Origin of the sequence: Clostridium sp. D33t1_170424_F3, from assembly GCF_015667585.1 — a bacterium.
In the GTDB taxonomy this organism is placed as follows: domain Bacteria; phylum Bacillota; class Clostridia; order Oscillospirales; family Acutalibacteraceae; genus Anaeromassilibacillus.
On the sequence record NZ_JADPEG010000002.1, the window covers coordinates 1 to 15,183 of the forward strand.

The following is a 15,183-nucleotide window of genomic DNA, read 5'->3' on the forward strand; positions in this document are numbered from 1 at the left end:
CGTAGTTCATCGTCTGCACCGGTGTGCAGTCTTCCACCTCATAGCCGCTGTTCATCGTGACATCAATATTGCGCTGTATCAGGTCCTTCACCTGGAACCGGCGGGAATCCGTGTAGGAATCCACCGTGAAGGTGAAGAAACCAATCTCCTGATCCTCCAGGTTTTCCGCCACGATCGGGATCGTGATCACGTTCTCCGTGAAGTCGCGCAGCGGCAGAACCAATGTCTGGTCCTTGCCAACCATGTCCTCGGCCGGGGCGATTGCCGGGATGTCCACCGGCGGCAGCTTGGAGGTGATGCAGCCGATATTTGTACCGACCTTGACCTCTTCGCCGTTGTAGATGAATTTGCACTTGCCGTAATTATCGCAGCTGACCTTCTTGCCGTTGACCGTCAGCCAATAACCGTAATCGCTGGTCGAGCCGCTTCCCCACTTCTTGCCGTACTCGTATCCGAGCTGCAGGCTGTCTCCTACCTTGACGTCTACTTCAAAGCTCGTCTGCAGCAGGCCGCCCACGTTGCTCAGCAGTACTGTGTAGTGGACAAACTCTTCCTCTGGCTCTTCCGCCTTATCGACATCCTTACCGTCGCCGACGCCGCACAAAACCGGCAAGCCGTTGTTTTTCTCCGCGTCAAAGCCCCAGTCCGCGCAATACTTGGGCAGGGCGGGCTTCTTGTCGTTCAGCAGCAGGGCGAACGAAAGCTTTTGCATATCCGTAGGCGCCATTGCTGTTGGTTCTCCCGCTTTGGGAGTCCCCCAGCCGTTGAACGCCGCGGCCGCCTCCTGGTTCCAATAGCAGTCCGTAATGGTCACGCTGTTCGCGTTACCGACAAATCCGCCGGCATTTCCGGCTTTTCCCTTTACCGCTCCGGTAGAATAGCAATTGATCAGCTTTGCACCGGCACCCTGACCGATCAGCCCGCCTGCTGCTTTAAAGCCGCCTACTTCGCCGGTTGCATAACAGTTGACAATCGCGCTGTCCGCGCTGCTTCCCACCAGTCCTCCGAATGCGCGTCCTTCGCCGATCACATCGCCTGTTGCATAGCAATTGGTCAAACCGCCCTTTGCATTGATCTTGGTGGCGCATTTGCCAATCAGGCCACCTGCCTGCACCGGCGTTTCCGGCTCCGTATTCGTGGTGATGACATTGCCGGTCGCATAGCAATTGGCAATTCCCTCGCCGTAATAGCCTTCTCCTGTGTAGTCGCCCAGCAGGCCGCCGATATTGGAATAACCGCGGACCTCCACAGATGCGCTGCTGTCCCGGATCACGGTATACAGGTCGACACCCAGCAGGCCGCCAACCTGACCGGCCTTTTCTGCCGCCGACACCGTTCCACCCGTTACATGGCAGTCCGTGATTTCGCCTCCATTGGCATATCCCGCCAATGCGCCGACATAGCTTTTGCCCTGAACCGCGTCAACTTCCAGCGTCAGAGATTCCACAGTGGCTTCCTTTAAGCTGCCGAACAAACCGGCATAGGAATCGGCGCTTTCCACCCGCAGGCCGCTGACGGTGCATCCGTTGCCCTGGACATATCCTCTGAACGGTTCGTCCTTTGTGCCAATGGGCGTCCAAATACGGCTGGACAGGTCGATATCGTTTTCGATGCTGTAATAATATGGTCCTTCCAAAAGGGAGGTTCCAAGCGTATGCAGGCTGTCCAGCTCTGCCGCGCTGGTGATGCGGAACGGATCTTCCTGCGTCCCGGAGCCTTCCGGCCGCACCGGCTGTTCCGTCTCCTGCACAAACCGAATGCGATAGTTTTCCTCCCGGGTCCCCGTCTCCGAGGTGAATATAATCTGCGTCGTGCCCGGAACACGGTTCGCGGGAAGAATCGTTACCGCCGCATTGCGGTCCGCTTCCGCTGTCACGGTCGGAACTTCTGTGGCCGAAACCTTGATTTCATATTCCTTTTGTCCGTCCGCAAGCTGCAGAGACGTGCCGTCCACCAGGATTTCCTCCACGGTGAAATCATTGTACGCCGCGACGCTTTTTTCAAATGCGCGCATTTCGGTAATGCCAAGACATTTACCGCTGACGCCCGTCATCTTGATGCGGATCGCATAGGTTTCCACGGTGTCGAACGTATAATAGTTGCCCGCTTTCTCCACCGTCTGTGCCGGATCGGAAACCAGATTGGACACATCCCGCCAATTGGCTTCCTCATTCATGGCATTGTCCGCCGCCTGCGCAACACGGCCCGGATTCTCCGGGACGACCGGTGCGTCCTCGCCCACATAGTACTGGATCCGGAAATCGGCGGGCAGGCTGGTGCCGCTGTCCGTGTAGAAGTGTGCTTCCAGATTGTCAATGAATTTCTTTTCGGGGAGTCCCAAGCCAAACACAATGCCCACCCAGTCGCCTGCGCGCTGGGTGCCGCGCTGCCAGTTGGTCCACTTGTTTTTGAGCACACTGACGTCGTAGCTGATCAGGCCGTCGTTGACCTCCGTCACACTATCGGAATTCGGCGGATTGATATCATGCGTAAACGACGCGACCGCCGCGGGCAGCGCCCAGCCTTCTCTGGCAGCCGCTACATTGTCGCCCTTTATCGTATCTTCCGATACGCGGATGGAGGCACGGACCGATACGCCCGTCTCTGTTGTACCGTTTACCACAAAGGTACCCGTTTCCCACAGAAGGGCATCGTCATAAGCATCCCATACAACCGCTGCGTCCATCGTGCTGCCGTTGCTCAGATAGACTGAAACCTGCTCCGGCAATGCGGGCGGGACGCCGACCGGCGTCGCCATGGAAAGATTCTTCGCCGCCAGATTTCCCTGCACCACAACGGTTGCCGTGGGTTTCAGACTCTGTCCCTCTACCGTTCCTGTAACGGTAAAGCTTCCGTATTCCTCCAGCTTTTCCTCCGGAATGGTATCCCAAACAACGGAAACCAGTTTCGGCAAACCGGTGTTAAAGGTCGCTTTGATGCGATCCGGAAGCACCGGCTGCTGGCTTCTGTCCGTCACAACCCGTACCGCTTCATAGGAAGTAACCGTCGTCTTTTCCGGATTCGCCGCAATCGTAAAGCGCAATGCATTGGAAGAAACGGTAGCCCCTCCGTAGGTAACCTCCGCTGTAACAACCGCCGCGCCCGGTCCGCCATTTGCGTAAAGTACATGCTCCCTGACCTCTACCTGCGCTTCGTCCTCCGTTTGCACTGTGTACTTCACGGTACACGCGGAACGGTCCACCTTACTGCCGTCCGCAAGGATAACATCCAGAAGCAGCGCTTCCGTACCGTCTTCTGTCATGTTTGTATGCACCGCAGAGAGAACCGCCTCCTGCAGCGGCGCCTGCGCGGGAACAAACTGGATCGTATAGATATTTTCCACACTGTGGTCTTCGGACTGCACGTAGATCAGCGCGGCGGAGTCGATATTCACCGCCTGCAAAACGGAAATTGCCGCATTATCCAACGCCTCCGCGGTAACGGCCGGAACGTCCTGTTCAAAACCTACCGCATACTCGTACTGATAGACATTGGGCTGGAATCCCTCCAACGGCTGTCCATCCACCGAAATTGCGGAAAGCGACGCAGTTGAATGAGCGGCTACCACGTGAGAAAACACCTGCAGTTCTGTCACGCCGACATATTTATCCGGCGCGCCGCTGCTGTTTGTGTGGCAGGTCATATTGATGCGGACATAACTCGCCTCTACCGGATCAAAGGTAATATCGTTCGACCGCCCGGTTGCCGGCAGAACAAAGCTGTCTGTATTGCTTTGGTTCCCAACCGGAGTCCAGGTTTCCCCATCGGTTGAAGTCTCTACAATCAGGGACTTGGGCAGGGACACCGCGCCATCGGTGTAAAAATCCACCGCGACCTGATCCACCAAATACGCCTGATCCAGCGCAATGCCCACCCAATCGGAGGCGCGGTGCTGACCGCTCGCCTGCCAGTTGGTCCAGCGGGTGGAACCTGCATTTGCCGGACGGAGTACGCCGTCGTTGATGGAATGGATATTGTCGTTGCCGGGGAAAGAAGTGATCGCCTCTCCTTTGAGCGCTGCATTGGTCTGCACCGATTCGCTGGAAACACGGATGGTCGCCGCCGCTTTTCGGGAGGTTCCTTCCACTGTGCCGTAAACGGTAAACGTCCCTTCCTGTGCAACCATCTCCGCCGTGACCGCATCCCACTCCACGGCCTTATCCTCCACGCTGGCATCCGTATAGAGCACTTGAACCTGCTCCGGCAGCTGCGGGATACTGCCGACCAGCGTCGCAGCCGAATACGCTTTAACGCCTGCTTCGCCGCGGACATGAATGACCAGCGTAACGCTGCCGCCGTCCTCCGTATCGCCATCCAACCGATAGCTGCCGGCTTCGGTCAAATCGGGAAGCTCGCCCCAGGTAACCGCGACGCTTTCCTGGCTGCCGTCGGCATAGATCGCCGTAACCTGCTCCGGCAGCTGCGGAATTTCTCCGGATTTCACTGTCAGGTCAGGGGTTTCGTATCCGACTACCCCGGTTTCTTCGCTATCCGGATCGACCGTAAATACCTTTGTCTGTGCGGATTCCAGCCCCTTTGACGCCGCCGTCAGGGTAAAGGCGCCCGCGTCCTTTGTCGACTGAACAATGACCAGCGCTTTGCCGCTGAACGCTTTGCGCTGCTCCGCTTTATACCGTTCCACACTGGTGGGATCGCCGTTGTCCACGCCGACAATTTTTCCATTTCCTGTCACGCGGAATTGGATCAGGTTGTCCGCATTGGGAACAATTGTTCCGTCCTCGTCCGTCACATCCACTGCGATATAAGACAGGTCGTATCCGTCCGCCGCGATGACCTTCTCTTCCGGCGTGACGCGCAGTTTCTTCGCCTCTCCCGCTGTGCGGACCACATCCTCCGCAATGGGTTCGCCCTGCTCGTCCTTGGCGACCGCTTTCAGCTCGCCCGGCTCAAATGGAACGGTCCATTCCAGCTGCAGCTTGCCGTCCGCCGCTTCCTGATACGCCAGGCCGTAATTCGTTACCTTTTGCTCAAACGCCTTTTCGCCCAGGGATTCCCCGTTCAGGAACAATTCCACACTGGCGGCATTGGAGTAAACGTTTACCAGGACGTCTTTATTAGCGCCCCAATTCCAATGCGGCAGAATATGCACCATCGGGTTGTCTTCCACACTGGTCCACTGGCTTTGATAGATATAGAAGGAATCCTTCGGGAAGCCCGCTGTGTCCACAGAGCCAAAATAGGAGCTTTTTGCCGGATAGCTGTTATAGTACGGCGTCGGCTCGCCAATGTAGTCAAAGCCGGTCCATACAAACTCTCCCGCGATAAACGCATGATCGCGCGCCGCTTTCCAGGAGGTAGCCGCCGTCTGTCCCCAGCCGACGTGCTCTTTATCATAGGAAGTCAGCTGCATGAGGGCGTTGTTGGTCTGATAAATGCCGCGGCTTTTGACCGCGGAAGAAGTCTCCGAACCGTAGAGGCTCCACGTCGGGTGCTGCTCATGCCGCAGCGCGTAATTTGGCTCCTCATAGTTCATACCGACCACATCCACTGTATCGGATACGTCAAAGCAGTTTTGTGTGGGGCTTCTCTTGAACTTGTTTTCACCAATGGTGGTCGGGCGGGTTGTATCAATCTCTTTGATCCAGCCATTCAGGTTCCGCGCCGTCGTCAGGCCCTTTGCCTGGTTGGTCTCCCCAATCTCATTGCCCAGGGACCACATGATGACACAGGGGTCGTTTTTGCCGCGGTCCACCATCGTCTTAATGTCGAATTCCGCCCAGGTCATGCCCGGCTCTGCGGAGGGGTCCGTACAGGCCTTCTCAAAGAAACGCCCGTAATCATACCCTTTTTTGCTGCCGTACCAGGTATCAAACGCCTCGTCGATCACCATCAGGCCCAGCTTGTTGCAGGCCTCCAGCAGCTCGTCCGCCGCCGGATTATGGGTCACGCGGATCGCGTTGACGCCCATCTCCTTCATAATCCGCATCTGGCGTTCAATTGCGTGATAATTTGCCGCCGCGCCCAGAGCTCCCTGGTCGTGGTGCATACAGACGCCGTGCAGCTTCATGTCTGTCCCGTTCAGGCTGAAGCCATTCTCCGGATCAAATTGGAACCACCGGAAACCGAAGGTCGTCTGATAGGTATCGACTATTTCGCCGCCTACTTCAATCTCCGTAACTGCCCGGTACAGATTCGGTTCTTCGGTGGACCAGAGCGCAGGGGCTGTGACGGGGATTTCCTGTTCCACCAGAACGGTCTCTCCCGCGGCGACGGTCTGCGCATCCGCCGTTCCCTGTGCCGCTTCCTGTCCGTCCGGATCATACAGCGTCGTCGTAACAACGGCTTCCACCGCCTTTTCCGTATCGTTGACGACGTCCGTCTGCGCGTTCACGGTCACTTCGCCGGTTCCATTCTTTTCTTCCAGGTCCGGCGTGGTGAGGAACGTGCCGTACCGACCCACGTGGACCGGCTCCGTTACCGTAAGCGACACGTCGCGGTAGATACCACTGCCGGAATACCAGCGGCTGCTGGGCTGCTGATTGACCACTTTTACCGCCACCACATTTTCCGTCACGCCGTCAGCCGTTAAACGGTCTGTAATATCGTAGGAAAATGGTGTATAACCATATGGATGGTTGCCTACCTGTTCCCCGTTTACATAGACAGTGCTGTCCATATAGACGCCGCCAAAATCGATGGATATGCGCTTCTCCGCCCAGTCTGCGGGAAGCACAAACGTCTTGCGGTACCAGCCGGTGCCGCCGTTTAAATAGCCGCCCTCGTGCGTTGAGGGGGAATTGCGGTCAAAATCAAGTTCAATACTCCAATCGTGCGGCAAATCGAGCTGCCGCCAGTCGGAATCGTCAAAACGGCTGTCATTCGCGTCAGAGGGATTTCCCAACAGAAACCGCCAGCCTTCGTTAAAATTCACTTCGCGCTCTGTTCCATTGTCCAGCAATAAAACCTGCCGCGCCGCTTCCGGTTGTACTTCCGCGTCCTGCGCAAATCCAGGTACACCGGCAAAACTGCTGGTGACCAGCGCCAAAGACAGCAGAAGCGCCGTCAACTTTTTAGATCGTACCATTCCTTCAAAACCTCCCTAATCCAGAATTTCTTCTCTTTCCTTCCAATACTACGCAAACCGCCTTTTCTTCTGTTGCTTGCCTCCTCTCTCAAAAACCAGGTCGTTTGGGAATTATTATATATAGATAAATATTCCCTGAAAACGCCATCACTACTGTTATATAATACCATGCACACGAAAGCGCATCAATTGAATTAGCCTTCTATCGGAAATATTAATGGTTGAATCACGCTCTTCAGAAAATGATATTCAGAGGTGTTTTGATTCATCCGCAAACAAAAAAGGAGCCGCAGACATTTCGTCTGCGGCTCCCCTGATTGCCTTTGGATTTTGCAGTTTTCTTTAGCCGATTGTAACCACACAGTGTTTCTGCGAAGCCTGACCCGGCAGGGCGGTGTAAACGCCTGTGCTCTGGCCCGGCTTGCCGATCGCCCATACTCTGTAATAATAATCGTTGCCGATCTTCGTTACATACTGGGTCTTCAGCACATCGCCGTTGCCCACTGTAAAGTTTGGAATGGTGCTTTCATTGCCATTGACCACGGTCATCTTGAAGCAGTACGCGCTGCCTCTCTTCAAGGTAAACGGCAGGGTCGTGTCGGAACGGACGGAGGCCGCCGCCAGCACATTCTGGCCCGCTGTCACTATCGGGGAGGTTGCGACCGCTGTACCGGTACCGCCGTAGGCGTTGCCGGAAGAGGAGCCGCCGCCAGAGGAAGAACCGCCGCCGGACGGCTTATGATTCTGCTTCGCCGGAACAAGCAGACTTTCTGCCGTGCGAACCTCATTGACTGCATTTGTGACAACCGCCTGATCTTTATCACTCAGGTTCTCGTCATTCATGACCTTCTTTGCATTATCAATTGCTGTCGCAAGACGTGCAAAGCTTTCTGCTGTGTAGTCGCTGGCCTTGAGGTTTTCCACGGAAGCAAGCAATGCTTCCAGCTCAGACTTATCTGCCTTCTTGCGCAGTTCCGCCATCGCGTTGGTAAGCGTATCCACTGCCTTTTTGATTTCGTCCGATGTTGCGGTATCGGTCAGCTTCTTCGCCTCTGCCAGAGCGGCGAGGAATTCTTCCTGCCCGGCCGGAACATACTTATCCAAAATAGCGACAATTGCGTCCGCTTCTTCGATCAGACGGTCCAGAACCTCGCGGTCGGCGGGGCGCTCCAGCGCCATCATTGCGTCAAACAGCGCTTTGCTTGCTTCGTCAATTTCCTTCTGCATCGCATCCGGATCTGCGTAAACCGCTTCCGCCTTGGCCAAAGCCGCTTCTACAGCCGGTTTTCCTTCCGGCAGGAAGTTTGAGAAATCGATGGCCTTTGCATCGTCGATCATCTTTTTCAGGTCTTCCTTGCTGCCGGGACGGAACATCATGTAGTGCAGGATAACAGTCAGATCGTATGCGGCTGCATCGATCTGGTTCTGCGTTGCGTTTGCATCCTCGTAAACGGTCTTTGCCGTTGTAAAGCGGGTCTCAAACTTCTCTTTGACTGCCGGGAGCAGTTTTCCTGCGTTTCCATTCTCCACCTCTGCCTGGGCTGCGTCGATGGCAATCTTCAGCAGGCTCTTGTACACAACGTCAAAGGTAAAGTCGAGAATGGTGTCTTCTGTGCCCATGGTATCTGTGTAGAGGAACTCCTTGGTGCCCAATAGGGTCTGGATTTCACCGTTCAATGTGATCTCTCTGAACTCTCTGCCCTCATGGCGCGGCTTGAAGGTCAGCGCAATCGGCGCGTCCGCTTCCAGCTTCACCATGTAGTAACCGATGTTATCCGCAAATTTCTGCTGCTCGCCGTTGATCCACAGGGAAACATCCCTGCCATCATAGTTGGCGCGCAGAATATGTTTGCCGGTCGGATCCGTGTCTTCCAGGGTAACCGTTACCGTTACGGCGGATGCAGGCATCACAAAGGTATACTGCTCGCCCTTCACCACTTCAGCCGTAGCAATGGCATTGCCCTCTGCGTCAGAAACAGCGATGGACTTGAACTGCTTGCCGGCTGCGATATCCGCAATGCTGACGGTGACGGTGTCGCCTTCCTTCGCCTGCGGGACATTGCTGCTGACGGCCGCGCCCTCTACCGGAGCAACCTGCACCGGATATGTGGGCTCTACAACGTCGCTGCTGAACTGAATGGTATAGGTCTTGGTATTCGCCACGCTGCCATCTTCCGGCACAAAGATAATCTTTGCCGCGCCGTTGGCGTCTATGGCGGGAACAACTGTAACGGAAGCATTGTTGGTAGCCGTTGCAGTCACAGTCGGGACCTCCGCGGACGGGAGCTTGATGTCATAATCCATCACGCCCGGGAACAGCGGGATTTCCTGATCGCCCACACGGATTGCTGTAACTTCGTAATTGGATTTCGCTGTTGCAATTTTTCCAAAGAACTGCAGCTCTGTCGCGCCCAGGCACACGGTGCCGGTCGGGATCATGTAAACGCGCAGGATGCAGGTCTCCACCGGTTCAAAGGAAACTTCCGTCAACTCGCCGGTCTTTACGGACGGCTTGCCGTCGATATAGGTAACCTCTGTCCAGTTTGCATTGTCGTTGAGCGGGCTGTCCGCCATATCACGGACATGACCGCGCGGGTTGTTCGGGCCAAGTCCTGTGGACGGACCCGCCGGCAGTGTGAAATCGATGGGGCCGGTATAGTATTCAACGCGGTAATCAGACGGTTTCTGGGTGCCGCCGCTCGGACCTTCGTCATAGAAGCCAACGTTCAGCGTGTCTATAAACCTCTTTGTGACGATGCCCTCATTTGCCATGATAACGCCAATCCAGTTTTCTGTGCCGCCCGCACCGCGCTGCCAGTCGCACCAGATGTTCTTTCCAGCCGCATCCGTCGTTGCAAAGGAAACGATGCCGTCGTTCAGCTTATCCACACGGTCCGTAGATTCGGGAACATCATTGGTATAAGAAGCGATTGCGAACGGCAATTCATAGCCATTGCGCATCAACGCATAGTTTGCGCTCTGCGTCACTTCTGCCTTCGTTACACGGACGTTTGCGACAACCGGAAGCTCCGTCCCGTCAACCGTCACTGTGCCGTTAACCGGAACGATGGTTCCTTCCTCTACCTTGAAGGCGTCAGCGGATACATCATCCCAAACAACTTCTACATCTGTCGCCGAGGTTCCGTCGCTGTTGTAAACGGTAACCGTTTCCGGCAGCTGCGGAATCACTGCATACGGAGTAGCTGTAGAGAACTGTCTGGCTGCCACCGCATCTTTCACGATAACGGTCGCAGTGGGTTTCAGGATCTGTCCCTCCACAGCGCCTTCCACGGTAAACTGGCCGAAGCTTGCATACTTGGAAGGATCGATGGAATCCCAGGTGACGGAGAGCTCTCTTGCAAAGCTGTTCTCCACATAGGCTTTCACTTTTTCAGGCAGGATCGGGGCCTCATTCTTCTTTGTGGTCACCGTCACAGCATCATAGGCGGTCACAACGATGGGAGCGCCTGCCGTGATGGTGAGCGTCAGCGTGTTGGAAGAAATGCTCTTGCCGCGATAGGTAACCTCAGCGGTCAATTCTACCGTACCGGCGGAGTGCGCTTCAATCTGCATATTGCTGTTGACCTTAATCCAACCCTTCGCCTCTGCGTCAACTGCCTTCACATCGTATACGACGTTCAAGTCGCTGTTGTTCAGAACGGTGCCGTCCTCCATTTTCGCTGTCAGCGTAAACGGAACGAGCTCATTCTCCGCAAAGGTGGTCTTTTCCGCTGCAATCTCAGCCTCGTGAATCATTGCTGTGCTGCGGGTAAATTGAATGGTATAACGATTGGTTGTGCCATCTTCCGCTGTAACAGAGACAACCGCCGCATCGTTGCCGCTCATGGCGGGAATGACAAACGCGGAAGCGTTTTCTGCTGCCGCTACGGTGATTTCCGGAATTTCTTCCGTAAAGCCAAGCACGTAGGTGTACGCGAATGTATCCGGTTCAAAGCTCTCCAGGTCCTTGCCGTTCAACTGCAGCGCGGTCAGCGTCGCATTACTGCTCGGAATCGGGGCCTCAATGGTGTCTGCATACGCTTTTAACTCGGAAATGCCAACCGGCTTAAAGCTGCTGGCATCTTTTACCTGGCCCTTCATAGCCAAACGGATATATTTCGCATCGACTGCATCAAATGTTATTGGATATTCAGTCGAAACGTCTCCCTGAGCGACATTAAAACCGGTTGTCCTGCTCTGATTTTCAACCGTCGTCCACTCTGTACCGTCGTTGCTGTACTGCACCAAAAGTTCTCTGGGTTCTTTGGTCTGTCCGTCTGTAAAGAAATGCACACCTATCTTACCGATATTATGCGCCTCTTCAAACTCCACACTTACCCAGGAATTTTCAGCGCCAACACCGCCGTTCTGCCAGTTATTCCAGGAAGGATCAAATGCGATAACGCCGTCATTGATACTGTTCGACTTATTATGCCCTGTGCCCACGTTAAAGGAAGCATTCGCTTTAGGATAGGTTGCTCCGGACGGACGCACCGCTACATTATTGTTGTAAACAGCCTGCGTACCGACACGGATATATGCCTTCGCCTTAAACGAAAATCCCTCTACGGCGCCTTCCTTTTCGACGATTCCCGCCTGCGCGACTTCGTCTTCTGTAATGGCATCCCAGGTTACAGCCGCACTCTGCTCTGTACCGTCGCTGTACACGACTTTGACAGTAGCCGGCAGCGTCGGGATCGTCCCGGTCTTCGCAACAAGGCGGGTATCCTTTACGCCAAGCACGCCTTTGACAATCACAGTGATTTCAATCGCTTCTCCGCCGTCAACGGTACCGCTGACAACAAAGGAACCCGGCTGTGCCAGATTCTCATCGGCAATGACATCCCATTCAACCGAAACGTCTTCCTTGCTACCGTCGCTGTAAATAGCGGTTACGGTTGCAGGCAGAACCGGCTGCACGCCAACATTGGTTGTCACAGAGGTCGGCGCATCGTAGCCGAGGATACGGCTGCCATCTTCTATATCCGCCGTAGTGTAACAAGTGATCTTGTCAGAGGCAAGGCCGTCTCCGGTTGCTGTCAAGGTAAAGGAACCTTCGTCTTTTGTGGATTTAACAATGACCAGCGCTTTGCCATTGAAGGCTTTTCTCTTCCACACGCCGTCATAATCTTTATAACGCTCCCAGCTGGGGGCATTGCCGTTGTCCACACCGACAATCTCACCGTCTCCGGTGATGTCAAAATACATTTGATTGTCCGCTGTCGGCATAAAGTTGCCGTTTGCATCGTTGACATCAACCGTAATATAGGAAAGATCATAACCGTCCGCCTTAATGACCTGACGGTCCGCGGAAAGTTTAATCGCCGCCGGGCTGTCCGCTGTAGCTACAACGTCTTCAGCAATTTTGTTGCCTTCGGCATCATAAGCAACCGCGGTCAGAGTGCCGGGCTCATACGGAATGCGCCATTCCAGATACAGTTTACTGTTGCTGTCCGGATTGACCTGATAGACCACGTCGTCGCCGTTCTCATCCTGATATGGCGCAATGGTCTTAAAGGTCTGTTTACCAAGGCTTTCGCCATCTTTGAACAGCTCCACAGAACGCGCGTTGGAATAAATACGGACCGGGATTTTTCCATTTACAGTGACTTTAGACGCCAGCGAAGCGTCTTCCCAGTTCCAGTGCGGCATAATATGCACCATCGGATTTTCTTCCACGCTGGTCCATTGGCTCTGATACAGATAATAGTCATCCTTTACAAAGCCTGCCGTATCCACTACGCCAAAGTAGCTATTCTTCGGAGGCGCATAGGCATTCTGGTTCCACGGAGTCGGCTCGCCAATGTAGTCGAATCCGGTCCAGACAAACTCGCCAAGAACATATTTACGGTCGCGGTTTGTAACCCAAGACTGCGTTGCCGTACTTCCCCAGCCCACATGATCGTTATCATAGGAGGACTGTTGGTAATCCGGATGGGAACCAGAATCGCCTGTCCCCTCGCTGTCCGGATGTGCATATACACCGCGGCTCTTTGTCGCGGAGGAATTCTCCATACCACAGATAATCCAATCCGGGAACTGCTCATGTCTGTATTCATAATAAGACGGGCCGTGATCCACATAGTTCATACCGACAACATCCAGCATATCGGCCACCTGCGTATAATAGCCGGTGTTTGTGCTGTCGCGGAACTTATCTTCGCCCATCGTATACGGTCTGGTATTGTCAATTTCTTTTCCGACCTTCAAGAGATTAGCTGCAGTCTGAAGACTCTTTGCTTCACCAGTTTCCCAGATCTCATTACCAATCGACCACATAATGATTCCGGGGAAATTCTTTCCGCGGTCGATCATGGTCTGCAGATCAAATTCCGCCCAAGTCTGTCCAGCTTTTGCATCGGGATGCGTTGCTGTTCTTTCAAAGAAACGCTTTGCATAGTCGTATGTATTCTTGCCGTTGTACCAACCATCAAACGCTTCTTCAATAACCATCAGGCCCAACCGATCGCAAATCTCAAGCAGCTCGTCCGCCGCCGGGTTATGCGTAACACGGATAGCGTTGACACCCATTCCCTTCAGGATCTGCATCTGGCGTTCAATCGCACGATAATATGCAGCCGAACCCAAAGAACCCTGATCGTGGTGCATGCACATACCCTTCAGTTTCATCCATTCGCCATTCAGATAAAAGCCCTCGTTATTGGTAACTGTTGTCCAGCGGAAACCAAAGCGGGATTCGTAACGGTCTGTCACGACGCCGTCCACCAGAATCTCTGTTAAAACCTTATAAAGGTTCGGAGAATCCACAGACCACAGCTCCGGATCCACTGCTTCTAGCGTCTGCTCCACGGTTTGCACTTCGCCTGCCGCAACCTCTACAGGATCAGAGATAACCGCATCTGTAAAGACTGTATCGTCTTCATAATTCAGGATAGAAGTCTGGACTTCAACCGTCTGTGCTTCCTCTGAATCATTCTGCACCTTCGTCACAACATCGACATCCGTTGCAAAACTGCCTGCAGAATAATCATTCTCCAGATTCGGCGTGGTGATCTTCGTGCCGTATTTGGCCAGATGCACCGGTTCTGTCACAATCAGGTTGACGTTGCGGTAAATACCGCTGCCGGAATACCAGCGGCTGGTTTTACCGCTGCTTTCGGTTCTGTTTTCCGCACGCACGGCAATCACGTTTTCCGTTTTACCGTCGCAGATCAGATCGTCGGTAATATCATACGTAAATTCCAGATACCCATTGGGATAATTGCCAATCAAATTCCCATTGACATAGGTGGTGCTGTTCATGTAGACGCCGCCGAATTCAATGTTAATTCGTTTGCCCGCCATTTCCTCCGGCAGGACAAAGGTTTTTCTGTACCAACCGGTACCGCCGGCCAAATGGCCAATCTCCGAAGTGGTTGCATTGCCATTTGTAAAATCAAGCTCAATGCTCCAGTCGTGGGGCAGCGTTAAACTGCGCCAGCTGGAATCGTCAAAGTTTTTGTTGCCGGCATTGGAAGGATCCCCCAAATAGAACTTCCAATCGTCGTTGAACAGGATTTCCCGTTCGGTTTCATCCGTAACTTCCGTCAGCACTGTACGTTCGGTGCTGTCCTTCACATCCTGCTCTGTCATTGCCAGCGCGCCGGTGAAACTACCTGTTGCAATTGTTGCCGCCAACAGCAAAGCCAACAGCTTTTTGCTATGTTTCACGTTTTCAAATACCTCCTTCACTCGTTCTCTTCTCTTCATTGTCTCACCTCTCAAATTTTGCCTCAGCATTCCTCCTTTAGAACACTATTAAGATACTGTTATCCCCTCATGTGGAAAAGGTTCCATTTGTCCCTCATTACACAGATATGTATAACGAAGCACAAATTCGCCATGAAGATATTGTTAATAATAACACATTCCAAGGCCAACCACAAGATATAAAACACTTTTAGATAAAAAATTTCAACGATTGTGTACCTGTTCTTCTGTTTCTTTTTTCAAGCAATAATATCTTATTTTTAATACAATTATTGGTTTATTTATCATATCTTTCTAATTTTATTGCTTTTTAAAAAGTATCTTTTCCACACAATTCATTTTGTTATAGTGGGAGCATACATGTAACATTTTACCATCATATTTTTATTCATTTACCAGATTATTCTATGATTATATGACGGGCGGCC

Annotated in this window: 2 protein-coding genes; both read right to left on the minus strand. The window is 53.5% G+C overall.

Annotated features, from left to right (window positions below; all coding sequences use genetic code 11):
- Nucleotides 1-7,045: Ig-like domain-containing protein (locus I4V53_RS01525; protein ID WP_195983658.1), on the minus strand; the 7,045-nt coding region annotated here is incomplete at its 3' end.
- A 342-nt stretch (nucleotides 7,046-7,387) separates the two neighbouring features.
- On the minus strand, nucleotides 7,388-14,716 hold the full coding sequence (locus I4V53_RS01530) for an Ig-like domain-containing protein (protein ID WP_195983659.1): 7,329 nt from the start codon (nucleotides 14,714-14,716) through the stop codon (nucleotides 7,388-7,390).
- Nucleotides 14,717-15,183: the final 467 nt, after the last annotated feature.